The organism is Pseudomonas sp. HLS-6 TE3448 (genome assembly GCF_053629555.1).
This window is the reverse complement of record NZ_JBRJIO010000001.1, coordinates 3,594,111-3,618,435: the sequence shown is the minus strand read 5'-3', so window position 1 is coordinate 3,618,435 and position 24,325 is coordinate 3,594,111. Positions and strand designations below refer to the sequence as shown.

Below are 24,325 nucleotides of genomic sequence, written 5' to 3'. Positions count from 1 at the left end.
AACGGCTCCTTTGGTTGGTTGCAAACCAACCCTTTGCCCCGCAGCTCCTGGCTTGCGGGGCTTTTTTATCCGGCTTTGAATTGGCCGCCACCCAGGCGTCACGCCGACAACCGATTTGACTCCAACAGCGCACTGCCACAAGCTGCCCTTTTGGCTCCAGCCGTACACGCGGATTCAGCATGCCCAAGCGTCAAACTTACACGCTGATCAGTCTGGCCCTGCTCATTGTTCTCGGGCTGGGCAATTACTTTTGGCGCGACGACAGCCCTGAGCCTTCCCCAGCGCTCACAAACAGCTACGCTAACGCCTTGGCCCAGGCCCATGACGGCCTTCCAGGCGCCGCACGCGTGCTCTACCAGCAACTGGCCCGCAACGACTTGTCGCCCATCCGCCGAGCCAGCTTGCATGCCGAATTGCCAAACTACCCTTCTCCCTTGGCGTTGAAGCTGGCCAGCAAAGACCTGCAGCATGAAGACCCGCAGGTACGCCGCGCCGCAATCACCAGCATTGCCGCCTTGGTTCCGGCAGCGCAGCGCAGCCTGTTGCTGGGGCCGTTGCTCGATGAAAAGGATCAAAGCGTACGTTTTGCCGCTGCCGACGCCCTGCTGGGGCTCAGCCCTGATGAAATCGGCCTGTACTTTGGCCCGTTGCAGGATGTACTGGAACAGTATCAACACGTACTGCAAAGTGTCGACGACCCCTCCGCTCAAGTGCATCTGGCACGGCTGTACATCCACGAACAACGCTTCGACCAGGCAGGCATCGCACTGCAACGCGCATTGAGCCTGGCGCCCGATGACTTGCAGGCACTGGCAACCCAGGTGCGCCTGCTTGAGCGCCAAGGCCATACTGACGCTTCTCGCGAGGTGCTGGCCAAGGCCCTGCAACGCCACCCCGAGTCTGCCTTCCTGCAACATGAGCTGGGCCTCTGGCTGCTGCGTCATCATCAGGACGAATATGCACTGCTGGCGTTTGCCCGAGCCCTTGAGCTTGAACCGGCCAACAACGATTACCGCTATACCCTGGCCACCAGCCTGCACGACCTCGACCAGACCGATGCAGCACAGAAACAGCTGGAAACCATCCTTGCCCGACAGCCGGCCAACCGCAAGGCCAGGGTCTTGCTGATCAACTACTGGAAGGAAACAGGCCAGTTGCAGAATGTACAGATTCTGTTGGCCCAACTGGAACAGCAGAACCCAGACGATCCATTGGTACAACAAGGCCTCTGAGCGCTGCGGCGATTGCGCAACGCTCAATCCTGAGTCAAGTGCCGAGGCAACAGCAGTCTTACCCGAGTGCCCTTGCCTGGTTCGGACTCGATCAAGGCTCGTCCCCCCGACTGCCGGACAAAACCGTAGATCATCGTCAACCCCAGTCCATGCCCCTGCCCTGCAGGCTTGCCCGTAAAAAATGGCTCGAAGGCTCGCACCACAGCCTCAGGCCCCATGCCACAACCGTTATCCTCTACCTGCACGTAGGTGTAATCGCCAGGCAGCAGGCCGTCATGGCCCTGCTCGCACGCGTCATAGCGCACATTGCCGGTGCTGACGATCACCCTGCCGCCGTTCGGCAAGGCATCACAGGCATTCAAGCAGAGGCTCTGCAACGCGCGCTGCAGTTGCTCGACATCCACCAGCACCGTCCAGGGCAACAGCTCCAGGTGCATCTGCAGGGTGATCTGCGAGCCGAGGGATTGGCTTAACACCGCTGCCATGCCATCAATCAGTTGAGTGACATTGACAGGTTGAGGGGCAAGCGCCTGGAAACAAGAAAAGGCAAGTAACCGATCTGCCAGTGCAACGGCCTGGTTTGCCGCCACCCTGGCGCTTTCAATACAGGTGTCCAGACGCTCCAGGTGCCCCTGCGCCAAACGTTGTTCGAGTAATGCCAGGCTGGAGCAAATACCACCCAGCAGGTTTTTCACATCCTGCGCCATGCCACCTGACAACTGCCAGAGATGCTCAAGGTCGGCGGTGCGCGCCCGCACTTGCTGTTCATGGGCAAACGCCAGCATGCGCCATTGCTGCTCGGACTGAACATGGGCCGTGGTTTCGATCACCTTGTCGAGCACCCCGACAATGGCGCCACTCTCATCCCGTACAGGCGTGCAACTGAAGGTGAAGTAACTGGGTTCTGACGCCCCATTACGGTTGATGATCAACGGAAGGTTTTCGATCAGCGTCGCTTCACCCGAAAGCGCCTTGAACAGGATCGGGCCGACCTTCTCCCAACTCTCACCCAGCACGTCATCAAAACTGCAGCCCAATACCTGGCGCTTGCCCAGCATCTCGTTGAAGGCGTCGTTGTAGATCGTGGAAAGTTGCGCGCCCCATACCAGGCACGTCGGCACCTTTGACACCAGCAGCATGTCCACCGCAATGCGCAAGGTCGCGGGCCAGCTCAGGATAGGCCCCAGCGGCGTGTCTTCCCAAGGGAACTGCCTGACTTTTTCACCCATTTCGCTCGGTGGCATGAGCGGCGAAGCAAGGTGCTTCATGCGCATTGTCGACTCCATGTCCTGAAATGCTGCAACTGAAACTTATAGACCGATATCTTCGTTCCACAACTTCGGATTATCGGCGATAAAATCGTTCATCAGCTTGATGCAGTCGGGATCCTGCAACACTTGCAAATGCACGCCCCGCGACTTGAGCAGGGCCTCCTCCCCCATGAACGTACTGTTCTCACCGATGATCACCTCCTTGATACCGTAGAGCAGAATCGCCCCACTACACATCGAGCAGGGTGACAATGTGGTGTAAAGGGTGGCTTGCCCATAAACGCTGGCAGGCTGGCGACCGGCATTCTCGAAGGCGTCCATTTCGCCATGCAGGATTGCACTGCCCGACTGCACACGACGATTGTGGCCGCGCCCGATAATACGGCCCTGATAGACGATCACCGAGCCAATCGGAATGCCGCCCTCGGCGAGACCGGCGCGGGCCTCATCGATAGCCGCCTGCATGAATGACGAGTGGTTAGTGCTCATAAGGCTGACTCAATGGCATTTGGATAAATGAACACTAGCACAAGGCCATCAACACAACAGTCGTCATGGCACCTTTCAAGCCGACAGCTATGCTCAAAAGTCCGAGATTGAGCTGCCGGTGTACGCCAAAACACCGATCGTCTAAGGAGGACCGTAATGAGCAAGAAAATCCTGGTGGTGTTGACCAATACTGCCAAATACCCCTCACTCAAACGCGCCACAGGGTTGTGGCTGGGCGAAGCGGTGCATTTTGTCGATACGGTTCAACAGGCGGGCCTGGTAGTTGACTATGTCAGCCCTGCGGGTGGCTATGTCCCCATCGACCCACATAGCCTGAGCATGGCTGCCGATATCGATTGGGCCTGGTATGAAGACAAGGCCTTCATGAACAGGCTGGGCACGACCCTGAACCCAAAGCAGGTCAAGGTGCAGGACTACAATGCCATCTATTACACCGGTGGTCATGGCGTGATATGGGACTTCCCGGAAAACACGGCATTGCAAGGCATTGCTGGAACGATTTTTGACAACGGCGGTATTGTTTCGGCCGTGTGCCATGGCGCCGTTGGCTTGCTGAACATCAAGCTCAGCGATCACACCTTGTTGGTCAAGGACCGTGAGGTCACGGGTTTCTCCAATATTGAAGAACAACTGGCAGAGTTGGACAAAACCGTTCCGTTTTTAACGGAAACCGAGTTGATCGCACGCGGCGGGCTTTATCAGAAAGCTGAAGAGCCCTGGGCGTCCTTTGTCGCCGTTGACTCAAAGGACGGCAGGCTGATTACCGGGCAAAATCCGGCATCTGCTGCGGCAGTAGCGCAGCGGGTACTGGCAACACTGCCGCGTGCCTGACCGATACGCCTGACCTTCGCTGTTGACCGATACCACGGCGGATCGTTTTCAGGGACTACAGGAGCGCCCCACAACACCCTTTATGCTGACGACACAGTCGAAAAGCTCGCAACGCCCCTCTGCGGGGCATACGAGCCCTGGCTTTCACTCAGCGTCCAGAGGTGAACCGTGGCTATCCATAAAAAACGCGCAGGCCGTGTCCTGCTCGAATTCCTGACGATCATGTTGATCGGTTTGACCCCTGTGGCCAGCGGCCTGCTGATCATTGCCCTGCAAGTAGACCGAAAGCATTTGGAGGCGGCTGAAAAAGCCGCTCATGAAGCGCTTGATCGAATCGAGACCGTTATCGAAACGCTGCACACTACCAGCAGTAAAGTGCTCAGTCTTGCAGAGCTGGCCTGTGATAAAGCAATGCCAAAACTGCGCGTGGAAGTCGTCTCCGAGCCGAATCTGCGCTCATTGGTGCTGCTGAGAGAAAACCGCGCCTACTGCAGCACTCAACATGGAGAGAGCGAAATCATCGTCGACCCAGGCACTTTCCATAACCAGAAACTGTTGCTGGCCGCCGGTAACCAGGTAACACCCGACTCCCCTGTTCTGTACTACCGCCTTCAGGAATACCCGTTCGGAGTACTGGCGCTGACCAACGGCTTGCTTTTGCAGCAAATGATCAGTGCCATCAAGGAGCCCGCGACCGTGGTCGTTCAATTCGGTACGGAATACTTGTCAGCGACGGACATTGTCGAAGATTTAAGCCACACCAACATCAACGAACAGTACCTTCACGTCGTGTCCCACAAACACGGCTTTATCGTACACAGCGGCTTTGCGGACGGTAGCACCTGGCAGGAAGTGCGCAGCAACATGCTTGCCAGTGCGCCCTCGCTACTACTGGTCGGCATCATTACCTCCGCCTTTGTGTACTGGAGCCTGTTTTCCCGACGCAACCGCAAGCTTTAGGGCAGCACGAGCAGGCGTCATCACCTGAAAAACAAAGAGGCCAGCGTACGAACGCTGGCCTCTTGTGTATCACGCTATCGGTAATCAGTCGGTAGCCAATACACCACGGCGTACCTGATCACGTTCAATCGACTCGAACAGTGCCTTGAAGTTACCTTCACCGAAACCGTCGTCACCCTTGCGCTGAATGAATTCGAAGAACACCGGCCCCATCAGCGTCTCCGAGAAAATCTGCAACAGCAGGCGTTTGTCGTCAGGCTGCGAGGAGCCGTCGAGCAGAATGCCCCGCGCCTTCAGCTCTTCTACCGGCTCGCCATGGCCAGGCAAGCGGCCTTCCAGCATTTCGTAGTAGGTCTCCGGCGGGGCGGTCATGAAGCGCATGCCCAGTTTCTTCAGCGCATCCCAGCTCTTGAGCAGATCATCGGTGAGGAAGGCCACATGCTGAATGCCTTCACCGTTGAACTGCATCAGGAACTCTTCGATCTGCCCGGCACCTTTGGACGATTCTTCGTTCAACGGAATGCGGATCATGCCATCCGGTGCGGTCATGGCCTTGGAGGTCAGGCCGGTGTACTCGCCCTTGATATCGAAGTAGCGGATCTCGCGGAAGTTGAACAGCTTCTCGTAGAACGCCGCCCAATAGGCCATACGACCGCGATAGACGTTGTGCGTCAGGTGATCGATGATCTTGAGGCCCGCACCCTCCGGGTGACGGTCGACACCCTCAATGAAGTTGAAGTCGATGTCGTAGATCGAACTACCTTCCTCGAAGCGGTCGATCAGGTAGAGTGGCGCGCCGCCAATCCCCTTGATCGCTGGCAAGCGCAGCTCCATTGGCCCGGTTTCGATTTCCACCGGCTGCGCACCCAGTTCCAGTGCACGGGCATACGACTCGTGGGCATTACGCACGCGAAACGCCATACCGCACACCGACGGACCGTGCTCGGCAGCAAAGTACGAGGCAATGCTCTTGGGTTCGTTGTTGAGGATCAGGTTGATACCGCCCTGGCGGTACAGATGGACGTCCTTGGAGCGGTGGGTCGCCACTTTGGTGAAGCCCATGATCTGAAAGATCGGCTCCAGAACCCCGGGGGTCGGTGCAGCAAACTCGATGAATTCGAAGCCCATCAGGCCCATCGGGTTGTCAAAGATATCAGCCATGCTCGTGTCCTCATCAATACGGTAAAAACAGGTTCAATTGCTATCGATGTCGAGCAGACGGGGTGGCGCGCAGGAGATGCCCCTCACACTGCGTGCGAGGTAGTCACCAAAGATCAGTTTGAACCCATGACACTTCATATGGACCCATTCTCGGCGGGTTTGATTCCCCGGAGGCGGAGAACCTTATTATTGTATGCGTAACCTGATTCTACATGGCGTAAAAACATTTGTCCGCACTTTAGTTCACGCCACTGCTTGCACGGCCATGGGGGTTGCAGGGCACACTCTCGGACAACGCCGGTGCCCTATCAGGATGGTGAGTACACTGTAGCCATAATAGACTACTGCCACACCCGCTATCACAGGCGGGCGGGGCAAGCGCTATGCTTGCCAACGAAGGACCCTTTGCCATGACAGGTAGTCAACCATGCCCCTTTCGCGAAAACGCCGCAGCCGCTCCACTGGACGCGTCCTGCTGCCCTGGCTGGTGGGTTTCATTCCGGTAATTTGCGGCGTGCTTCTGCTGAACTGGCAGGCACAGCGAGAGCTGCACGCCAGAGCACAGCTCAACGCAGAGCACGCCATCGAACAGTTCGACCGGGTGCTGGACAACATCGCCCAGGCCGCACGCAACCTGCTGCCGCTGGCGGGCCAACCTTGCGAGCAGGTCAAGCTGCCCTTGCGTGAACAGGTCACGCGAGGCACCTTCGTTCGTTCGACCAACCTGTTCTACGACGATGCCCTTTACTGCAGCTCACTGTTCGGCAGCTACCGCGAAGCAGTCAACCCTGGCGACTATACCGACGGCAGCCTCTGGCTGATGGATGGCAACTCCGTCTCCCCGGGGCACCCGCTGCTGGTCTACCGCCTCAGTGAAGGCAGCAAGGGAGCAATCACAACCGTCGATGGCGATCACTTGATACACCTGTTGCGCCTGATCGACCCGGATTCCGACCTGCGTGTAAAGGTGGGCACGCACTGGATGGGAACTGACGGCCGGGTGCGCAACGACCCCGTGCCAGACTTTGCCGTGGTCCCGACAGCCCTGAAGTCCTCGCATTTCAGCTTCACGGTCCATAGCGGTTACCCGGAGGGCGAGGTATGGCGCCTGATGCAACGCCAGTACGGCCCCTTGTTCGGCCTGCTGGTCTTCCTCGGCATCATTGCCGGAGTAGCCTGCAACTGGCAACTGAAGCGCGCCAATTCGCCTCGGGCTGAACTGCAACGGGCACTCGAGGCAGATGAATTCGTGCCGTACTTTCAACCCGTCGTACGCCAGGGTGACTATCGTTGGGCCGGCGTCGAAGTGCTGATGCGCTGGATGCACCCGCGTGACGGCCTGGTACGTCCTGACCTGTTCATTCCCTACGCCGAGCACAGTGGCCAGATCATCCCAATGACCCGTCGCCTGATGCAGCAGGTCGCTGAACAACTGGCACCCCATGCGGACAACTTCGAGGAAGGTTTTCATATCGGTATCAATATCAGCGCAGCCCACTGCCAGGACCTGGCGCTCTACGATGACTGCCAGAAGCTGCTGGCGGCCTTTCCAACTGGGCGCATTCGGCTGACCCTGGAGCTGACCGAGCGTACGCTGATAACCCCCACCGACTGCACGTTCAACCTGTTCGCCAAGCTGCACGAATTGGGGGTGATGATTGCCCTGGATGACTTCGGCACGGGTCAGTCGAGCCTGACCTACCTGCGCCAGTTCAAAGTGGATTACCTGAAGATCGACAAGAGTTTTGTCGGCATGATCGGTGTGGATGCCTTGTCACTGCACATTCTCGACAGCATCATCGAGCTCTCCAACAAGCTGGACATGGGCGTCGTTGCCGAAGGCGTAGAAACACAGGCGCAACGGGATTACCTGGCCCAACGCCAAGTGGACTTCCAGCAAGGCTACCTGTTCGGCAAGCCCTTGCCGCTGAACGGTTTCATCGACGCCTTGGCCCACCAGAAAAAGGAGCCTGCGGTTGCCCAGCCCTCCTGCCCCTGAGATCATTGCAGGTCAACCGTTCTGTCACTTGCGTTAGTTAGAGGCACCCTTGTCCAAAGGTATCGTTTCATCCGTCATGGCTTCGTTCCTGTTTGCCGTGATGTATTTCTACACCTCGCTGCTCAGCCCGCTGGACGGTGAGGAGATCTTCGGCTGGCGCGTACTGCTGACAATGCCCTGCGTTACCCTGTTCATGCTGATTTCCAGGGACTGGTCACTGGTCATCGGGTTACTCGCCAGAATCCGTCAGAAGCCGATGTTACTGCTGGGTTTGTGCGCCACGTCGGCACTGATGGGCGTGCAGCTCTGGCTGTTTCTCTGGGCACCGCTACACGGTCGTAGCCTGGAAGTCTCCCTGGGCTACTTCCTGCTGCCGCTGAGCATGGTGCTGACCGGGCGCATGGTCTATGGCGAACGTCTGTCACGCCTGCAAAAACTGGCCGTGCTTTGCGCCATGGCCGGTGTTGCCCACGCGCTCTACCAACATGGCAGCTTCGCCTGGGAGACCCTGCTGGTGGCCGGCGGCTACCCTGTGTATTTCGTACTGCGGCGCAAACTGCGCACCGATCACCTGGGCGGGCTGTGGACCGACATGTGCCTGCTGCTGCCAGCGGCACTCTATTTCATTGTACAGGGACCACTGTCGGCGGCCGATCTGGTTGAGCATCCGGGGCTTTACGCGCTGATCCCGCTGCTCGGCGTGATCAGCGCGCTGGCCCTGATTTGCTACGTACTGGCCAGCCGGCTGTTAGCGTTCAGCCTGTTCGGCCTGCTTAGCTATGTCGAGCCGGTATTGCTCGTCGCGGTAGCGCTGATGCTGGGTGAAAGCATCGACGCCGACCAATGGCTGACCTATATCCCGATCTGGCTGGCTGTGGTGGTGCTGGTGCTTGAGGGCATCAAGCACCTGCTGCGTCAGCGTCGCCGCCTGGCGTAAGGCGCACCTGCCGCACCCTGCGCTCGGCCACCGCCACCACCGTGAGCTGCCAGCCGTTCCAGTTCAGCTTGTCGCCGACCATCGGCAACCGGTCAAGCAGGCTCATGACCAGGCCCGCAAGGGTCTGGTAATCCTCGGTGGCCTTGGCTACAAAGCCGGTACGGGCCTGAATCTGGCTCAGGTTCAAGGCGCCGTTGACCAGGTACCCCTCTGGGCCTTCGACGATGTCCGGCCCCTCGACCTCAGTGGCATCCGGCAACTCGCCGGCAATCGACTCAAGAATGTCGGTCATGGTCAGCACACCAGTGAAATCGCCGAACTCGTTCACCACAAAGGCGATGTGAGTCGACTGGTTGCGCATTTGCTCAAGGGCATTGAGCACGCTGAAGCTTTCCAGCACATGCAACGGTGTGCGCGCCAGGCGCTCCAGGTCTGGCTCATTGCCGGCCAGCAGCTCTTTGAGCAGTTCTTTCTTGTGCACAAAACCCAACGGCTCTTCGACGTTCCCATCACGGATCAAAGGCAAACGCGAATAGGACGAATGCATCAGTGCCGTGCGAATCGCCTCTGCCGATTGTGCCAGGTCAATGACATCGACCTCGGCCCGAGCCGTCATCACGGTCTTGATCGGGCGCTCGGCGAGGTTCAGCACGCCACTGATCATCACACGCTCGCGGCGATCGAATAGCACCTGTTCGGTTCCACCCTCGACCAGATCGGCGATCTCCTCGCCGACTTCGTCTGCCTCAAGCCGGCGCCCGCCGAGCAGACGCAGCACGGCATGGGCGGTGCGCTCACGCAGTGGTCGGTGCTGCTGCAGGCTGCGCTTGCGGCGCACACGGGCCAGTTGGTTGAACACTTCGATCAGAATCGAGAAACCAATCGCGGCATACAGGTAACCTTTGGGTATGTGGAAACCCAGGCCTTCGGCCGTCAGGCTGAAGCCGATCATCATCAAAAAGCCCAGGCAGAGCATGATCACGGTCGGGTGGGCATTGACGAAGCGAGTCAGCGGCTTGCTGGCGACAATCATGATGCCGATGGAGAACACCACCGCGATCATCATGATCGACAAGTGCTCGACCATACCCACCGCAGTAATCACGGCATCCAGCGAGAACACGGCGTCGAGCACCACAATCTGCGCCACGATGGGCCAGAAAGCCGCGTGACGAACCGTTCCGCCTGTCTGGGCAACATGCCCCTCAAGGCGCTCATGCAGCTCCATGGTGGCCTTGAACAACAGGAACACACCACCAAACAGCATGATCAGGTCTCGCCCGGAGAACGACTTGTCGAGAATCTCGAACAGCGGCGCGGTCAGGGTCACCATCCAGGAAATACTGGCCAGCAGGCCCAAGCGCATGATCAGCGCCAGGCTCAAACCAATCACCCGCGCGCGATCACGCTGATGCGGCGGCAGTTTGTCGGCAAGGATGGCGATGAATACCAGGTTGTCGATGCCCAGTACCAGTTCCAGGACAATCAGCGTGGCAAGGCCCAGCCAGGCCGTGGGATCGGCTAGCCATTCCATGGGGAGGTACTCGCAAGCAAGGCGTCACAGGGACGAGAGAAAGGCCAGGACGGCCAGCTACTGGGGGGCTCCGAGAACGAAGTCATATCAACCTTGATATCAATAAGGGACATCGATCCTACAAGCGTCAGGTGCTCTTGATATAGCGGGAAACTATTACAAAAGCTGTAACGCCCTCCTCCATGACGCCTCTCTAGGGTGATTTTCTTCAATACCCTGCCTCCCCTGCTGCTTAGGCTATGTGACCGTTCCCCTTAACCCAGAAGGTCACTATGAGCCTGATTTTATCCATGGCCGCCTTTGCGCTGGCCGCTTCGATTTCTCCCGGCCCGGTCAATATCGTCGCCCTAGGTGCCGGAGCCCGGCATGGTTTGCGCGCCAGCCTGGCGCATGTCACGGGGGCGACGCTAGGCTTTTGCCTACTGTTGGTGCTGGTCGGGCTTGGCCTTCACGAGCTGTTGCGCCACTGGCCCGGCCTGGCCCGCCTGCTGCAGGCGGGGGGTGTGCTGTTTCTGTTCTACATGGCCTGGAAGCTGAGCAGCGACAATGGCGAGCTTGGCGCAGGGAACCGTGAAGAGCCGCCCTCCATGCTCTACGGGGCAACACTGCAATGGCTGAACCCCAAGGCCTGGCTGGCGAGCGTTGCCGGTATTGGCGCGTACGTCGGCGAAGGCGAGGTGGGCCTGCTGTGGCAGTTCACCGGGTTGTATTTCGTGATCTGTTATCTGTCTGTCGCCAGTTGGGCCTGGGCCGGTAGTGTCATCAGCCACTACCTGAACAACCCTCGACGCATGCGCCTGTTCAATCGCAGCCTGGCGCTATTGTTAGTGGCCAGCGCGATCTACCTGTTACTCGGCTGAACGGTAGTGCCCGGGCGTGGCGGCCAGGTGCTGCTTGAAAGCCCGCTGCAGGTGGGCCTGATCGGCAAATCCGGCGTCGGCGGCCACCTCGGCAATCAGCCGCCCCCGACGCAACTGCGCCCGGGCATACTGGATGCGATGGTCAAGCAAGTAGCCGTGAGGCGTCAGGCCGTAGTGCTGCTTGAAGGCCCGAATCAGGTAAGACGCCGATAGCCCGGCGGCCTGACAGATGTCCTCCAGTTTCAGCGGCTCGGTGCAGTGCTGGCGAATATAGTCGGCGGCACGTTCCAGACGCTGGTTGCCCTGCGCTGGCTCGACCCAAACGGGCCCCAATTGATCCAGCAGCTGAACAAAGAATGCCTCTGCTGCCGCGGCCTTCTCCTGGGGGCTGCGTGCTGGATCAACCAGCCACGCATACAGCCTCAAGAGTTCGCTGTACACCTGTACCGACGTGGTATGGGTCGCCGCCAATGGCTGAAATCCCAATCGCTCAAGCCAGGGGGTATCGACATACAGCATGAGGTAGGACCAGGGCTGATCGGCAATCGGGTTGCAGGCATGCACCGTACCCGGGTTCATCATGACCACCGTGCCTGCGCTGATCTCGTGCCAGTGATCACCGTTCAGGTAGGTGCTGCGCCCCGCCGTGACGGCACCGATGGAAAAGCCGGCGTGGGAATGTCGCGCATAACAGACCTTGCGTCCGTCTTCCACGCTGCGGGCCTCAATGAAGGGCAAGGCCGGGTCACGCCAGAATTGTGAATGAATGCTCATGGCTGGCTCAGGTCCTGAAGGCTCGTCTAACCGTTCATCTCATGCACCACCACCAGCAACTGCGCGGGTTGTGGCCCCAGCGAGCGCAATCGATGCGGTGTCTGTGCGTTGAAATACAGCGCATCACCGCGCTCTAGAATGACCCGCTCGTTCATGAAGTCAACTTCTACCTGGCCTTCATGGACAAACAGGAATTCTTCGCCCTCATGCTCCTTGAACGTTGAATCGCTGAACTCGCTTGGCGGGCTGAGCATGAACGGCAACAGGCTGCGATGGCTGATCTGGCTGGCAAGCACGGCATAGCCGGAGACCTCGCGGGCACCTGGCAGCAACTGGCGCTGGTGGCTGCGCACCAGGCTATAACGCTCTTGCGTTGGCGTGTCGGCGACAAACAACTCCTCAACCTTGACGTTCAACGCACTGGCCAGTTTCAAGGCAGCGGCAATCGAAGGGGTGTTCAGGCCACGCTCGACCTTGGACAAGTAGCTCTTGGTCATACCGGCTTTTTCAGCCAGCGCCTCCAGCGTTATCCCCAATTTTTTTCTCAATAATTTCAATCGGATAGACATGCGAAGCCGTAGATCCCCACAGGCGTGTGCGATTTTGCCTTGCCAATGACACATTGTGTCATATAGCATCCTTTGTGTCATATGCGTGTCGCCGCGCCACCTCCCAGCAACCCGGCGACATACCTCCCTGACACCCATGACTACTGCACAGGACATCTCCATGGCCAAGACATTAACACTGCCCAAGGATCAATTGATCAAGCAGGCCCTTGCGCACATGCAAGGCTCGCTTGCCGATAATACGTGGACTACCCGAGAAAAGCTGGCCCTCACCTGCCGGATTCTCTTTGAACATGGCCACGACTCCGGTCTGGCCGGGCAAATCACTGCACGTGGCCCGCAGCCCGGGACCTATTACACCCAACAGTTGGGCCTGGGTTTCGATGAGATCACGGCCAGCAACCTGTTGCTGGTCAATGAGGACCTTGAAGTGCTCGAAGGCGATGGTATGCCCAACCCGGCCAACCGCTTCCATAGCTGGGTGTACCGTGCTCGCCCGGACGTCAATTGCATCATTCACACCCACCCGACCCATGTCGCGGCCTTGTCGATGCTGGAAGTTCCCCTGCAGGTCTCCCATATGGACCTCTGCCCGCTGTACGAAGACTGCGCGTTCCTGGAGGCCTGGCCCGGGGTACCGGTGGGCAACGAAGAAGGCGAAATCATCAGCGCCGCACTGGGTGACAAGCGGGCGCTGTTGCTCTCGCATCACGGCCAATTGGCGACAGGGGCCAGTGTTGAAGAGGCCTGCGTGATAGCACAGCTGATCGAACGTGCCGCCAAGCTGCAGTTACTGGCCATGGCCGCAGGGCAGATCAAACCGATCGAGCCGGCCCTGGGTCGTGAAGCCCATGACTGGATCGCCCGCCCCAAGCGCCACGTTGCCGCCTTCAACTACTATGCCCGGCAAAGCCTGCGCCAGCACGCCGACTGCCTGAACTGATCACATTCTTATCGGAGCCTCGTCCATGTCCACCGCAATTCACGGCATCATCGGCTATACCATCACGCCCTTCACCGCAGACGGCGAAGGCCTTGATCTGCCCGCGCTGGGCCGTTCTATCGATCGTCTGGTCGAAGGCGGCGCTCACGCTATCGCGCCCTTGGGTAGCACTGGCGAAGGCGCCTACCTCAGTGATCACGAATGGGATCAGGTGGCGGAGTTCAGCCTGGCGCACATCGCCGGCCGCGTCCCCACGGTCGTCAGTGTTTCCGACCTGACCACTGCCGGCGCCATACGCCGTGCGCGACTGGCCGAACGCCTGGGCGCCGATGCGGTCATGGTGTTGCCGACCGCGTACTGGAAACTCAGTGAAGCGGAGATTCTCCAGCACTACCAGGCCATTGGCGACAGCATTGGTGTGCCGATCATGCTCTACAACAACCCGGCCACCAGCGGCACCGACATGTCGGTGGAGCTGATTCTGCGCATCGTCAAGACGGTGGAGAACGTGACCATGGTCAAAGAGAGCACTGGCGATATCCAGCGCATGCACAAACTGCAGGTGCTCGGCGAAGGCCAGGTGCCGTTCTACAACGGCTGCAACCCACTGGCGCTGGAAGCATTCGTGGCAGGCGCGACAGGCTGGTGTACTGCCGCCGCCAACCTGATTCCGGCACTTAACCTGGCCCTTTATCAGGCAGTACAAGCCAACGATCTGGAGCGCGCAAAAGCACTGTTCTACCAACAGTTGCCATTGCTCGACTTCATTCTCAAGGGTGGCTTGCCGGCAACCATCAAGGCCGGCCTGGCGCTAACCGGCCTGCCCGTGGGCGAGCCGCGTCGCCCGGTGTTCGGGCTGAATGAAACTGGCCGTATGCAGTTGCAGGCGTTGCTGGATCAACTGATCTGACAATGCCCGCCCGCAAGGCAGGCTCCGCTCTTTGCAGGAACCCGTCTTGCGGGCGACAGGCCCGGTACGGTCAAGATAAAAACGACTGCTTAGAAGGTCATTTCCTTCACATCGTCCGCGACGATCAGCTTGCCGGCCGTTTTCTCGATGATTTCCTCGACGCTGACGCCCGGAGCGGTCTCGCGCAGGATGAACGCACCGTTCTCGATCTCCAGGTAAGCCAGGTCGGTGAGTACCTTGCGGATGCAGCCCGCACCGGTCAGCGGCAGGCTGCAGCGCGACAGCAATTTGGACTCGCCATCCTTGGAGGCGTGGGTCATGGTGACAATGATGTTGTCGGCACCGGCCACCAGGTCCATCGCCCCGCCCATGCCCTTGACCAGTTTGCCCGGGATCATCCAGGAGGCGATGTTGCCCTCCACGTCCACCTCGAAAGCGCCCAGTACGGTCAGGTCGACGTGGCCGCCACGGATCATGGCGAAGGACTCGGCAGAGTTGAAAATCGAAGCGCCGCGGCGCGCCGTTACGGTCTGCTTGCCGGCGTTGATCATGTCGGCATCCAGTTGTGCTTCGGTCGGGAATTCACCCATGCCGAGCAGGCCGTTTTCCGATTGCAGCATCACGTCCATATCGGCCGGGACATAGTTGGCCACCAGGGTCGGAATACCGATGCCCAGGTTCACGTAGTAGCCGTCCTTGAGTTCGCGGGCGACGCGCTGGGCCATTTGTTCGCGGGTAAGTGCCATGGTCAGGATCTCTTTGTTGTTCTGTGCGGGGGCGGGTCAGGCTTTGACGGTGCGCTTCTCGATGCGCTTCTCGAAGGTGCCGACGATTACCCGGTCGACATAGATACCTGGGGTATGGATCTCGCTGGGCAGCAGGACACCTGGCTCGACGATTTCTTCGACTTCGACCACGGTGATCTTCCCGGCCGTAGCGGCCAGCGGGTTGAAGTTCTGTGCGGTGTTGCGGTAAATCACGTTGCCGTAGTGATCGGCCTTCCAGCCCTTGACGATGGCGAAGTCGCCGGTAATGGCTTCTTCCATGATGTACTTGCGCCCATTGAACTCGCGCACTTCCTTGCCTTCGGCAACCGGGGTGCCGTAACCGGTGGCGGTATAGAACGCCGGGATACCCGCACCGCCAGCGCGCATTTTTTCCGCCAGGGTGCCTTGCGGGGTCAGTTCCACTTCCAGTTCGCCGCTGAGCAACTGGCGTTCGAATTCGGCGTTTTCACCAACGTAGGAAGCGACCATCTTGCGGATCTGGTGCTGCTCCAGCAGCACACCCAGGCCAAAGCCATCGACACCGCAGTTGTTGGAGACAACGGTCAGGCCCTTGACGCCACGGCGCTTGATTTCAGCGATAAGGTTTTCCGGGATGCCGCACAGGCCGAAACCGCCGGCCAGTACCGTCATGTTGTCGGTCAGGCCTTCGAGGGCCTCTTCATAGGTTGCTACGCGCTTGTCCAGTCCGGCCATGCTGATCCGCCTTTTGTAGTTGTAGAACCGACCTCAGGTGTCGGAGGAGCGTCTGGCCCATCTTCACCCCTCCTGACTCATTTGTTAATTTTGTTTTTTTCATTGATTAATTGGTTTTAAAGAATAATAGACCCTCTACCGTTCCCTGCGCAGGCATCGACCCGCAAGCGGCGCTGGGCGACGCGCTGACACATCAATGGAAGTCCCGGCTGCGCACGTCCAGCCCGCTCAACAGCGGGCTGAGGTCTTCAAGGCGTCGGGCAATCACATGGCGCACCCCACCCTCGCACTCCAGCCGACCCACCACCCGTAACAGCCGTGCCCCCACCAATATTCGGCGCTGACGCTCGGCCAGCGCACGCCAGACCACCACATTGATCATGCCGAACTCGTCCTCCAGGGTGACGAAAGTCACCCCACTGGCGGTCTGCGGTCGTTGTCGTCCGATGACAATACCAGCGACGCTGACCCTGTCAGCATGAGCCAACTCGACCAGCCGCTGCGAACTGCGACAACCCAGGCCTTCGAGGCGACGCCGCAGCAAGGCCAATGGATGCGGCCCCAAGGTCGTGCCGGTGCTGGTGTAGTCGGCGAACAGGTCCTCACCCAAGGTTGGCGCGGGCAAGGCCACCGCCTCGTCTGAAGGCGCCGCCAGCCCGGCGAACAATGGCAACTGGGCCTGCACCGCCGCCACTTCCCAGCGCGCCTGGTAACGGTGCCCGACCAACCCCTGCAAGGCTCCGGCATCGGCCAACAACTCACGCGCGCGCGCATCCAGACCGGCCCGCTGGCTCAGGTCGCTGACATCGGCCCATGCCTTCACGGCGCGCGCCTGCTCAATACGCCGGCCATCTTCCTCACGAAAGCCTCGCACCTGACGCAGCCCCAGACGAATCGCCAAGGCATCATCGGTGCCCGGCTCCAGGCTGCAATCCCAGTTGCTGTGGCACACATCCACCGGGCGAATCTCGATGCCATGTCGCCGCGCATCCTGAAGAATCTGGTCCGGGCTGTAGAAGCCCATCGGCCAACTGTTGATCAACGCGCAGGCATAGATTGCGGGCTCATGGCACTTGAGCCAGCAACTGGCGTAGGTCAGCAAGGCGAAGCTGGCCGCATGGGACTCGGGAAATCCGTAACTGCCAAAACCCTTGATCTGTTCAAAGATCCGCGCAGCAAAGGCCTCGGTATAACCATTGTCGAGCATGCCGCGGGTCAAGCGCTCACGGTGTGGCTCCAGCCCGCCATGACGTTTCCAGGCCGCCATCGAGCGACGCAGTTGATCGGCCTCGCCCGGGCTGTAGCCTGCCGCAACGATGGCCAGCTCCATGACCTGCTCCTGGAACAGCGGCACGCCAAGGGTGCGTTCAAACACCTTCGCCAGCGCAGGCGAAGGGAAATCGACAGGTTCTTCGTTGTTGCGGCGACGCAGGTAGGGGTGGACCATATCGCCTTGAATCGGCCCGGGGCGAACAATCGCCACTTCAATGACCAGATCATAGAACGTCTTCGGCTTGAGCCTCGGCAACATGGCCATCTGCGCCCGCGACTCGATCTGGAACACGCCGATGGTATCGGCCCGACCGATCATGGCATACGTCGCTGCATCCTCGGGAGGCACCGTGGCGATGCTCAACCGACGCCCACGATGGCGCTCAAGCAGGTCAAAACACCGACGCAAGGCGCTGAGCATGCCCAAGGCCAGGATATCGACCTTGAGCAACCCGACCAGGTCGAGGTCGTCCTTGTCCCACTGGATCACCGTACGGTCTTCCATGGCCGCGTTCTCCACCGGCACCAGGCTGTCCAATGGCTGCTCGGAAATGACAAAACCGCCCGGGTGCTGGGACAAGTGCCGGGGAAAGCCGATCAAGGTTCCCGTCAGTGCCAGTACCCGGTGCAACAACGGGCTTTCAGGGTCGAAACCCGCTTCACGCAGGTGCTCGGCCGACGGCACACGGTCACTCCAACGGCCACAGCAATCAGCCAATGCGTTGATCTGATCGGGCGGCAACCCCAGCACCCGGGCAATATCCCGCACAGCACCGGCGGCATGGTAGGTGCTGGCCACGGCCGTGAGCGCTGCGCGATGACGCCCATAACGACGAAACACGTACTGCAGCACCTCTTCGCGGCGCTCGTGCTCGAAATCGACATCAATGTCCGGAGGCTCGTTACGCTCACGGGAAAGAAAACGCTCGAACAACAGGTGCGAGGTCATGGGGTCCAGTTCGGTGATACCCAGCACGAAGCACACCACCGAGTTGGCTGCCGAGCCCCGCCCCTGGCAGAGGATGCCCTGCTCGCGGGCAAACCGCACGATGTCATGGACCGTGAGAAAGTACCCTTCGTAACCCAGCTCGGTGATCAGGGCCAGCTCATGCTCCAGCATGCCACGGGCCTTGTCGTCGACACCCTCAGGCCAGCGCCAACGTAGACCGTGCTCGCACAACTGACGTAGCCAACTGGTCGAGGTATGGCCGTGCGGTACCACTTCCCTAGGGTACTGATAGCGCAGTTGACCGAGGTCGAACTGGCAGCGCTCGGCGATTTGCACACTGGCCTGGAGCAGTTCGGGCGGGTACAACTCGGCCAGGTGCTGCAACGGTCGCAAGTGTCGCTCGCCATTGGCGAACAGACGGTGCCCGGCCTCGGCCACGGTCGTGTGATGGCGGATAGCGGTCATGCAGTCCTGCAAGGCCCGACGTCCACGGGCATGCATATGCACATCGCCACAGGCGACTGCAGGAATGCCGGTCTCAGCTGCCAGCGCCAGCAGGTTCGCCAGGCGCTGGCGGTCGTCCGGGCCACGGTGCAACTGCACCGCCAGCCACAGGCGCTCAGCAAACACCTCACGCAACCAGTGGCCGTTGCTGGCGTCACGCTCGTCATCCGGCACCCACAACGCCAGCAGCCCCGGGGAAGGGCTGTTGAAGTCATCGCGGTGCAGGCAGTACTCGCCCTTCTTTGCCCGACGACGCCCCAGGGTGATCAGCCTGCACAGGTGCTGATAACCACACAGGTCCTCCACCAACAGCACCAGTTTCGGGCCATCTTCCAGGCGTATTTCGCTGCCAATGATCAGCGGGAGGCCGCAGTCCTTCGCTGCCTGCCAGGCCCGCACAATACCGGCCAAGGTACATTCATCAGTGATTGCCAGAGCCTGGTAACCCTGCTGGCGGGCACGCGCGAACAGCTCCTGCGCACTGGAGGCGCCGCGCTGGAAACTGAAGTTCGACAGGCAGTGCAGTTCGGCATAAGCAACGCTCATGCGAACCAGCCTTGCAACCACAGCGCGCGACTGTCGCCGACATTGCGGTAGGCCCAGCCGCGCTGACCGCTGACGGTTTCGATCAGGTAATAGTCACGGCGTATATCGTCACCGTCCCACCAACCGGACTCGATACGTTCAGGCCCGGCCAACACCTGCAAACCGTCCGGCAGCAATGCTTGCGGCTCGGCCAACAACCAGCCAGGACGTGGTGCAGCCGGCAGCGACACGTCAGCCGAACGCCCTTCCCCTGAGTACCAGGCGCACTCGGGACGGTGGTCAGCCTGCACCTGCAGCGTCCCTACAGCGTCATCACCAAGGCGCGCACGCAACCGCTCGCGCAACTGCTCCCATGGCTGGTACTGCTGCGGCCGGACGTCGAAAAGCGCTGCCAGCGGCGGTACGAAACGTGGCAAATCCTCAGCCAGCAAACGCAGATTACGCACAGGGGCCGCAAGCTGCAGCGCCTCCAACCGCCCACGGGCCAGCTCGAACAACATGCCCGCCTCACGCTCAGCCGCCAGCAAGCCGACCACCACGCGGGTGTCTTCGACCTCGGCATGTTCCAGGTGCAGCGTAAAGCGCTGAACACCCACATCTCGTCCGACCAGGAACACCGCCAGGTCGTTGATCAACCGGCGCAAGGGGAACAACAGCGCCTGATGGGATTCAACATCGAAGTTCAGCTCCAGCCGCGCATCGAAACGGTCTGCCGGCATGTAGCACGTCAATGCCATGGCCCGCAGACCCAGCAGCCGGTCCAGATGCAACTGCACCGGCGCGGCGAAACGTCGGGCCAGCGCATCACGCGGCAGCGCCAGCACCTGATCCAGGCGGCGCAACCCCATGCGCGCAAGCGCCGTGGCGGCGTCCGGCGCTAGACCGATACGCTCAACGGGCATCCGCACCAAGGCAGCGCGGGTTTGTTCGGGGCAGAAAGCGGCCAGCCCGTCATGCCCATTGGCAAGCATCCGGGCAGCTACCGGGTTGCTGGCCAGCACGATGCGATGGCGAAAACCAAGGGCCGTCAACTCCTCACGCAAGCGCGCCTCAAACACAGGCCAGGGCCCGAACAGCCCCAGGCTGGACTCGACCTCCAGCAACAGGGCTCGGGGGTAATCCAGGCTGACCTGCGAGCTGAAGCGGTACGCCCAGGCCGCAAGCAATTGCTGCAAGTGTTCCGTGGCTGCGGGGTCATGCTCAACACACGTAAACCCCTGGGCCAGGGCTTGCGCTGTACTCAGCGTTTGCCCGGCACGCAAGCCAAAGGCATGGGCCGCCGGGTTGACGGCCTGCAACACCCGGCGCTGGCTAGGCCCGCTGATCAATACCAACGGTGCGTCGGGCTCATCACGCCCGCGCAGTACACCATCGAGTGCCAGCTGCGGCAGCAGGATACAGGCCCAGAGCATGCTGCATCAGCCTCGCCAGCACGCAGCAATGGGGGCTGCCGGAGCCCGTCCGCCACGGCACTTGAGCACCCGCCACTGCGCTGGCTGGCAATCGACGGCAATACGCAAGGCCGCCGGTGAAGGGTTCAACGCCGCGTGTTGAGGACGACAGGCAAAGGCCAGGGCCTGGCCCGTTTCGGCAGCGACCTGCAAACGGCGCAGGGCCCGATCATCGGCATGCTGCGGCCAACACAGCACTGCGGCGCAACTGCCCGAGCGCAAGCATTGCTCGGTGGCCCAGAGTGCATCGCTCGGGGCGGACTGCACCAGCGACAGCCAGCGCAAGTCGACCCCAGCGGCCTGCCAGGCAGGGGCATACGGGATATAGGGTGGCGCTACCAGCACCACCCGCTCGCCGCCTGTGGTCAAGCGCGCCAGGCTCGGCCAGAGCAACTGCAGCTCGCCACTGCCCGCGCTCGCCAGCAGCACTTCGGTCAGCGCCCCGGACGGCCAGCCGGTATCGGGCAAGGCTGCATCCAGCGGCGCATGCCCGGTGGGTTGTACCTCACGCGGCGGGGCAACCGGCCGCCCTTTCCAGACCTGGCGCGTGTCCAGCAGCCCGTCGAGACTGACAACGGCACCCATCAGCCGCGCCTCAGCAGGCCACAGAACACACCTTCGATCACCAGCTCATGTTCGGGGCCAACGTCAATCGGCGCATAGGCCGGGTTACGTGGCAACAGGCGGTAATGCCCATCGGCACGCTGGAAGCGCTTGATGGTCACCTCACCGTCCAGGCGGGCAACCACGATCTGCCCGTCACGGGCATCGGCTTGTTGTTTGATGCCGACCAAATCGCCATCGAAGATACCGTCGTCGATCATCGAGTCACCACGCACCTTGAGCAGGTAGTCCGGGGTACGACTGAACAACTGCGGGTCCAGCAGCAATTGCTCATGAATATCGATATCCGGGCCAATCGGTCGCCCGGCCGCCACCTGCCCCAGCACCGGAATCTCCAGCACCTCGGGCCGACGCAACACACCGGCCAGGCGGATACCGCGTGCCTGGTTCGGCGTGACCTCGATCAGACCGGCCTCGCAGAGGGCCTGAATGTGTTTACGCGCCACACTGCGCGAAGCAAAACCAAAGGCCTGGGCGATATCGGCCAGGCTCGGTGGCTGACCGTGCTCGGCAATGCGTTCACGGATGAAGGTCAGGATGGCGGTGCGTTTGGGCGATAATCTAGTCATGGAGTACACTTGTACTCTTTTCGTAAAACACTGACCAGCCCCATTGATCGCCCCAAGGCGAAATGAGTCCGTTATGATCGTCGCCATCAGACCTGTAGCGGAAACCCACCATGCTCAATGCCCTGCTGTTCGACCTCGACGGCACCCTGACCGATACCGACAAGCTGCACCTGCTGGCCATGCAGCAGTTGTTGCTCGAAGAAGGCCGGGTCTTTACCGAAGAAGAGTTCGATGCGCATGTCAGTGGCCGAGCCAATGCCGATTTGTGCCGCTACCTGTTCCCGGAACGCTCGGTTGCCGAGCACCGGGCCTTCGCCGAGCGCAAGGAGGAGCGCTTTCGCGCCTTGTCGCCGCGCCTGCAACCGACACCCGGTCTGTCGCGCCTGCTTGCACATGGCGAGGCTGCCGGCCTGGGCATGGCCGTCGTCACCAATGCACCACGGGCCAATGCCGAGCACATGCTCGCCGCCATGGGTATGGCCGGGCGTTTTCGACATATCCTGGTGGCCGAGGAACTGCCCTGCGCCAAGCCCGCCCCCCTGCCCTATCTCACCGGCCTTGAGCGCCTGCAAGCACGCGCCGAATACGCATTGGCGTTTGAAGACTCGATTCCTGGGGTAACGGCAGCCAGCAAGGCCGGCATTTTCACTGTTGGCCTGAGCACCAGCCAACGGCCAGAGGTGCTGCTAGCCGCTGGCGCGCAACTGGTGGTGGAGGACTTCACCGATGCCCGCTTGTGGGCATTGATTGACGGGATGTCCAACCAGGCTCAGTGACGCCGGTAGCTTTTCTTGCCACTTGGCGTCAGGCAATACACACCACCCCGAGGGCCGGTACAGAACGCCCCACTGCCACACGAGCAGCCGTCGTTGCTGCCTTGCAGTGATTGACGCGCCACCTGCGAACGGCTGCCGCCCAGATAGGCCGTGCAGCTTTTTTTCGAACCACTGATAGAACCGTCATTGCACAGGAACAGGTCGCCATCACAACCTGCCACCCCACCCTTGCGCCCAGAACAGGGGGTATTGGCGGCCATGACCGATGTTGCACTGCACAACAGCAGAATACCAAGCAGCAAGGGCCAGCGATGTTGCTGAGTAACCCGTTCCATGGCAATGATCTCCGGCAGTAGATGGCCGAATGCTACCATTTCGAGCAGGCCATTGCGCGCAGAGACGGCCTGCCACCGATACGCATCGCTTGCCCATGGGACGAAACACGACCGTGCGGCCTACAGCGGCGCATCCACGGCAATCCCTTGCAGACGCCGATACTGGCGCAGCACACTCGGCACATAACGCTGTGTCTCTGCAAACGGTGGAATCACCCGACCACGGCGGATCACCGCATCAGGCCCGGCGTTGTAGGCGGCCACCGCTAACGTTATGTCGTTATTGAACAGGTTCAGCATGCGCTTGAGGTAACGTGCGCCCCCCTGCAGATTGGCAGCCGGGTCGAGCACATCCGTGACACCCAGTTCACGCGCCGTATCGGGCATCAGTTGCATCAACCCGGCCGCCCCCTTGGGCGAGCGTGCATTGGCGTTGTAACGCGACTCTGCCTGAATGACCGCATGCAGCAGTGCCTCAGGCACGTCATGGGCCTTGGCGGCGTCGGCAATCAATCCCGCATAGGGCATGCCAGTAATCAACTGCGGCTGCAAGGCACTCGCCTGCACAGGCCCTGGCTCAACCACCACGCGCTGGTAGTGGCGCCCCGGGCGATGCACATTCGACAGTACATAACTGCCAGTGCTGGAAACCGAGATGTAGACATCCGCCAGAACCGGGCCACTGCACACCCACCAGGTCAAGAGCACAGCCGTCACGCGCTTCATCGCGAATCCCTCCCCGTTGCGTCCCCAGAAAGTGGGGCTTATGCCCCGCTTTTCCAGGCTCCACAGCACTGACGCAAGCAGCGTGCCGCTTTCCAGGCGCATCGCTGCGGCTGCCAACTGAACGCGCATGGCAATTGCATAAGCCACTTCAGGCGCACAACGGAGGTCTACGGCATGAACAACAAACGTCACGCGCAACAGGGTTTCACCCTGCTCGAATTGCTGGTGGTGCTGGTGGTGCTCGGCTTGTTGGCCGGCATCGTCGCGCCCAAGTATTTCAGCCAACTGGGGCGCTCGGAGGCGAAGGTGGCCCGCGCGCAGATCGAAGGCCTGGGCAAGGCACTGGACCTGTACCGACTGGAGGTCGGCCATTACCCGTCCTCAGAGCAAGGCCTGCAGGCATTGGTCAGCGCGCCAAGCGGTGAAAGCCGCTGGACTGGCCCCTATCTGCAGAAGCAGGTACCGCAAGACCCCTGGGGGCGCGCCTACATTTATCGCCAGCCCGGAGAAAACGGCGAATATGACCTGCTGTCTATGGGCAAGGATGGCCAACCCGGCGGTGAAGGCGAGAATGCCGAGATCACCAGTTGGCAGTGAGCGG

General features: G+C 60.5%; 24 protein-coding genes. 10 read left to right on the top strand and 14 right to left on the bottom strand.

The window, feature by feature from the left end; all coding sequences use genetic code 11:
* Positions 1 to 179 precede the first annotated feature (179 nt).
* Entirely contained in the window at positions 180 to 1,232 is a 1,053-nt protein-coding gene (locus tag AB7M23_RS16725) for a hypothetical protein (RefSeq protein ID WP_454241387.1), read from the top strand.
* A gap of 23 nt (positions 1,233 to 1,255) precedes the next feature.
* On the opposite strand, the gene AB7M23_RS16720 is transcribed toward AB7M23_RS16725, so the two are convergent.
* Both AB7M23_RS16720 and AB7M23_RS16715 read right to left on the bottom strand, forming a co-directional pair.
* Positions 1,256 to 2,506, bottom strand: coding sequence for a two-component system sensor histidine kinase NtrB (locus AB7M23_RS16720; RefSeq protein WP_454241386.1), 1,251 nt, complete (start codon positions 2,504 to 2,506; stop codon positions 1,256 to 1,258).
* A gap of 36 nt (positions 2,507 to 2,542) precedes the next feature.
* The gene (locus tag AB7M23_RS16715; RefSeq protein ID WP_454241385.1) at positions 2,543 to 2,992 is read right to left on the bottom strand and encodes a nucleoside deaminase; all 450 of its coding nucleotides are present in this window, start codon (positions 2,990 to 2,992) and stop codon (positions 2,543 to 2,545) included.
* A 156-nt stretch (positions 2,993 to 3,148) separates the two neighbouring features.
* Here AB7M23_RS16715 and AB7M23_RS16710 point away from each other — a divergent pair, with 156 nt between their 5' ends.
* Positions 3,149 to 3,844, top strand: a complete 696-nt coding sequence (locus AB7M23_RS16710; protein WP_099774530.1) for a type 1 glutamine amidotransferase domain-containing protein — start codon at positions 3,149 to 3,151, stop codon at positions 3,842 to 3,844.
* Between the two features lie 168 nt (positions 3,845 to 4,012).
* Positions 4,013 to 4,804 carry a CSS-motif domain-containing protein gene (locus tag AB7M23_RS16705; RefSeq protein ID WP_454241384.1) on the top strand — a complete coding sequence of 264 codons (792 nt, stop codon included), beginning with the start codon at positions 4,013 to 4,015 and terminating at the stop codon, positions 4,802 to 4,804.
* A gap of 84 nt (positions 4,805 to 4,888) precedes the next feature.
* Here the strand turns inward: AB7M23_RS16705 and hppD are convergent, their stop codons facing one another.
* Positions 4,889 to 5,965 (bottom strand): 4-hydroxyphenylpyruvate dioxygenase, encoded by a 1,077-nt coding sequence (hppD, locus tag AB7M23_RS16700; RefSeq protein WP_454241383.1) that lies wholly within the window; start codon positions 5,963 to 5,965, stop codon positions 4,889 to 4,891.
* Positions 5,966 to 6,392: 427 nt separating this feature from the next.
* Between hppD and AB7M23_RS16695 the strand changes: the two genes are divergently transcribed.
* Positions 6,393 to 7,964, top strand: a complete 1,572-nt coding sequence (locus AB7M23_RS16695) for an EAL domain-containing protein (RefSeq protein ID WP_454241382.1) — start codon at positions 6,393 to 6,395, stop codon at positions 7,962 to 7,964.
* A gap of 49 nt (positions 7,965 to 8,013) precedes the next feature.
* On the top strand, positions 8,014 to 8,901 hold the full coding sequence (rarD, locus tag AB7M23_RS16690) for an EamA family transporter RarD (protein WP_102052139.1): 888 nt from the start codon (positions 8,014 to 8,016) through the stop codon (positions 8,899 to 8,901).
* Here rarD and AB7M23_RS16685 read toward each other — a convergent pair.
* On the bottom strand, positions 8,864 to 10,435 hold the full coding sequence (locus AB7M23_RS16685; protein ID WP_454241381.1) for a TerC family protein: 1,572 nt from the start codon (positions 10,433 to 10,435) through the stop codon (positions 8,864 to 8,866). The genes rarD and AB7M23_RS16685 overlap by 38 nt on opposite strands.
* A 272-nt stretch (positions 10,436 to 10,707) precedes the next feature.
* On the opposite strand from AB7M23_RS16685, the gene AB7M23_RS16680 reads away from it, so the two are divergent.
* On the top strand, positions 10,708 to 11,295 hold the full coding sequence (locus AB7M23_RS16680) for a LysE family translocator (RefSeq protein WP_330522719.1): 588 nt from the start codon (positions 10,708 to 10,710) through the stop codon (positions 11,293 to 11,295).
* Here the strand turns inward: AB7M23_RS16680 and AB7M23_RS16675 are convergent.
* Positions 11,284 to 12,069, bottom strand: a complete 786-nt coding sequence (locus AB7M23_RS16675) for an AraC family transcriptional regulator (RefSeq protein WP_102052137.1) — start codon at positions 12,067 to 12,069, stop codon at positions 11,284 to 11,286. The two genes, AB7M23_RS16680 and AB7M23_RS16675, sit on opposite strands and share 12 nt — an antisense overlap.
* A 26-nt stretch (positions 12,070 to 12,095) precedes the next feature.
* Complete coding sequence (locus AB7M23_RS16670; protein ID WP_454241380.1) at positions 12,096 to 12,638, bottom strand: helix-turn-helix domain-containing protein; 543 nt, start codon at positions 12,636 to 12,638, stop codon at positions 12,096 to 12,098.
* 160 nt (positions 12,639 to 12,798) lie between these two features.
* Here AB7M23_RS16670 and AB7M23_RS16665 point away from each other — a divergent pair, with 160 nt between their 5' ends.
* Entirely contained in the window at positions 12,799 to 13,581 is a 783-nt protein-coding gene (locus AB7M23_RS16665; RefSeq protein ID WP_065757884.1) for an aldolase, read from the top strand.
* Between the two features lie 25 nt (positions 13,582 to 13,606).
* Complete coding sequence (locus tag AB7M23_RS16660) at positions 13,607 to 14,491, top strand: dihydrodipicolinate synthase family protein (protein ID WP_330522720.1); 885 nt, start codon at positions 13,607 to 13,609, stop codon at positions 14,489 to 14,491.
* Positions 14,492 to 14,580: 89 nt separating this feature from the next.
* Here AB7M23_RS16660 and AB7M23_RS16655 read toward each other — a convergent pair whose 3' ends face one another.
* The 6 genes from AB7M23_RS16655 to lexA form a co-directional block, all read right to left on the bottom strand.
* Positions 14,581 to 15,237 carry a CoA transferase subunit B gene (locus AB7M23_RS16655; RefSeq protein ID WP_065757882.1) on the bottom strand — a complete coding sequence of 219 codons (657 nt, stop codon included), beginning with the start codon at positions 15,235 to 15,237 and terminating at the stop codon, positions 14,581 to 14,583.
* Positions 15,238 to 15,273: 36 nt separating this feature from the next.
* Complete coding sequence (locus tag AB7M23_RS16650; protein WP_065757881.1) at positions 15,274 to 15,972, bottom strand: CoA transferase subunit A; 699 nt, start codon at positions 15,970 to 15,972, stop codon at positions 15,274 to 15,276.
* Between the two features lie 193 nt (positions 15,973 to 16,165).
* Positions 16,166 to 19,264, bottom strand: a complete 3,099-nt coding sequence (locus tag AB7M23_RS16645) for an error-prone DNA polymerase (RefSeq protein WP_454241379.1) — start codon at positions 19,262 to 19,264, stop codon at positions 16,166 to 16,168.
* Positions 19,240 to 20,655: a Y-family DNA polymerase gene (locus AB7M23_RS16640; RefSeq protein WP_454241378.1), complete on the bottom strand. Its 1,416-nt coding sequence runs from the start codon at positions 20,653 to 20,655 to the stop codon at positions 19,240 to 19,242. The genes AB7M23_RS16645 and AB7M23_RS16640 overlap by 25 nt, the downstream gene beginning before the upstream one ends.
* Before the next feature lie 6 nt (positions 20,656 to 20,661).
* Positions 20,662 to 21,279: a translesion DNA synthesis-associated protein ImuA gene (imuA, locus tag AB7M23_RS16635; RefSeq protein WP_454241377.1), complete on the bottom strand. Its 618-nt coding sequence runs from the start codon at positions 21,277 to 21,279 to the stop codon at positions 20,662 to 20,664.
* Complete coding sequence (gene lexA, locus AB7M23_RS16630; RefSeq protein ID WP_065757877.1) at positions 21,279 to 21,896, bottom strand: transcriptional repressor LexA; 618 nt, start codon at positions 21,894 to 21,896, stop codon at positions 21,279 to 21,281. The genes imuA and lexA overlap by 1 nt, the downstream gene beginning before the upstream one ends.
* 101 nt (positions 21,897 to 21,997) lie before the next feature.
* Between lexA and AB7M23_RS16625 the strand changes: the two genes are divergently transcribed.
* Entirely contained in the window at positions 21,998 to 22,663 is a 666-nt protein-coding gene (locus AB7M23_RS16625; protein ID WP_454241376.1) for an HAD family hydrolase, read from the top strand.
* On the opposite strand, the gene AB7M23_RS16620 is transcribed toward AB7M23_RS16625, so the two are convergent.
* Together AB7M23_RS16620 and AB7M23_RS16615 are read right to left on the bottom strand one after the other, a co-directional pair.
* Positions 22,657 to 22,998 (bottom strand): YdcA family protein, encoded by a 342-nt coding sequence (locus tag AB7M23_RS16620; protein ID WP_454241375.1) that lies wholly within the window; start codon positions 22,996 to 22,998, stop codon positions 22,657 to 22,659. The two genes, AB7M23_RS16625 and AB7M23_RS16620, sit on opposite strands and share 7 nt — an antisense overlap.
* Positions 22,999 to 23,118: 120 nt before the next feature.
* Positions 23,119 to 23,724, bottom strand: coding sequence for a lytic transglycosylase domain-containing protein (locus AB7M23_RS16615; protein WP_454241374.1), 606 nt, complete (start codon positions 23,722 to 23,724; stop codon positions 23,119 to 23,121).
* A 174-nt stretch (positions 23,725 to 23,898) separates the two neighbouring features.
* Here AB7M23_RS16615 and gspG point away from each other — a divergent pair, with 174 nt between their 5' ends.
* Complete coding sequence (gspG, locus tag AB7M23_RS16610; protein ID WP_409276975.1) at positions 23,899 to 24,321, top strand: type II secretion system major pseudopilin GspG; 423 nt, start codon at positions 23,899 to 23,901, stop codon at positions 24,319 to 24,321.
* The last annotated feature ends 4 nt before the right edge of the window (positions 24,322 to 24,325 follow it).

What these genes read in the sequence shown, in the direction of transcription:
- AB7M23_RS16640 (WP_454241378.1), bottom strand. Translation starts at nt 20,655, where the DNA reads ATGCTCTGGGCCTGTATCCTGCTGCCGCAGCTGGCACTCGATGGTGTA.
- AB7M23_RS16680 (WP_330522719.1), top strand. Translation starts at nt 10,708, where the DNA reads ATGAGCCTGATTTTATCCATGGCCGCCTTTGCGCTGGCCGCTTCGATT.
- AB7M23_RS16620 (WP_454241375.1), bottom strand. Translation starts at nt 22,998, where the DNA reads ATGGAACGGGTTACTCAGCAACATCGCTGGCCCTTGCTGCTTGGTATT.
- AB7M23_RS16625 (WP_454241376.1), top strand. Translation starts at nt 21,998, where the DNA reads ATGCTCAATGCCCTGCTGTTCGACCTCGACGGCACCCTGACCGATACC.
- AB7M23_RS16710 (WP_099774530.1), top strand. Translation starts at nt 3,149, where the DNA reads ATGAGCAAGAAAATCCTGGTGGTGTTGACCAATACTGCCAAATACCCC.
- gspG (WP_409276975.1), top strand. Translation starts at nt 23,899, where the DNA reads ATGAACAACAAACGTCACGCGCAACAGGGTTTCACCCTGCTCGAATTG.
- AB7M23_RS16715 (WP_454241385.1), bottom strand. Translation starts at nt 2,992, where the DNA reads ATGAGCACTAACCACTCGTCATTCATGCAGGCGGCTATCGATGAGGCC.
- AB7M23_RS16695 (WP_454241382.1), top strand. Translation starts at nt 6,393, where the DNA reads ATGCCCCTTTCGCGAAAACGCCGCAGCCGCTCCACTGGACGCGTCCTG.
- imuA (WP_454241377.1), bottom strand. Translation starts at nt 21,279, where the DNA reads ATGGGTGCCGTTGTCAGTCTCGACGGGCTGCTGGACACGCGCCAGGTC.
- AB7M23_RS16650 (WP_065757881.1), bottom strand. Translation starts at nt 15,972, where the DNA reads ATGGCCGGACTGGACAAGCGCGTAGCAACCTATGAAGAGGCCCTCGAA.
- AB7M23_RS16660 (WP_330522720.1), top strand. Translation starts at nt 13,607, where the DNA reads ATGTCCACCGCAATTCACGGCATCATCGGCTATACCATCACGCCCTTC.
- AB7M23_RS16670 (WP_454241380.1), bottom strand. Translation starts at nt 12,638, where the DNA reads ATGTCTATCCGATTGAAATTATTGAGAAAAAAATTGGGGATAACGCTG.
- AB7M23_RS16720 (WP_454241386.1), bottom strand. Translation starts at nt 2,506, where the DNA reads ATGCGCATGAAGCACCTTGCTTCGCCGCTCATGCCACCGAGCGAAATG.
- AB7M23_RS16665 (WP_065757884.1), top strand. Translation starts at nt 12,799, where the DNA reads ATGGCCAAGACATTAACACTGCCCAAGGATCAATTGATCAAGCAGGCC.
- AB7M23_RS16725 (WP_454241387.1), top strand. Translation starts at nt 180, where the DNA reads ATGCCCAAGCGTCAAACTTACACGCTGATCAGTCTGGCCCTGCTCATT.
- AB7M23_RS16615 (WP_454241374.1), bottom strand. Translation starts at nt 23,724, where the DNA reads ATGAAGCGCGTGACGGCTGTGCTCTTGACCTGGTGGGTGTGCAGTGGC.
- AB7M23_RS16685 (WP_454241381.1), bottom strand. Translation starts at nt 10,435, where the DNA reads ATGGAATGGCTAGCCGATCCCACGGCCTGGCTGGGCCTTGCCACGCTG.
- hppD (WP_454241383.1), bottom strand. Translation starts at nt 5,965, where the DNA reads ATGGCTGATATCTTTGACAACCCGATGGGCCTGATGGGCTTCGAATTC.
- AB7M23_RS16675 (WP_102052137.1), bottom strand. Translation starts at nt 12,069, where the DNA reads ATGAGCATTCATTCACAATTCTGGCGTGACCCGGCCTTGCCCTTCATT.
- AB7M23_RS16655 (WP_065757882.1), bottom strand. Translation starts at nt 15,237, where the DNA reads ATGGCACTTACCCGCGAACAAATGGCCCAGCGCGTCGCCCGCGAACTC.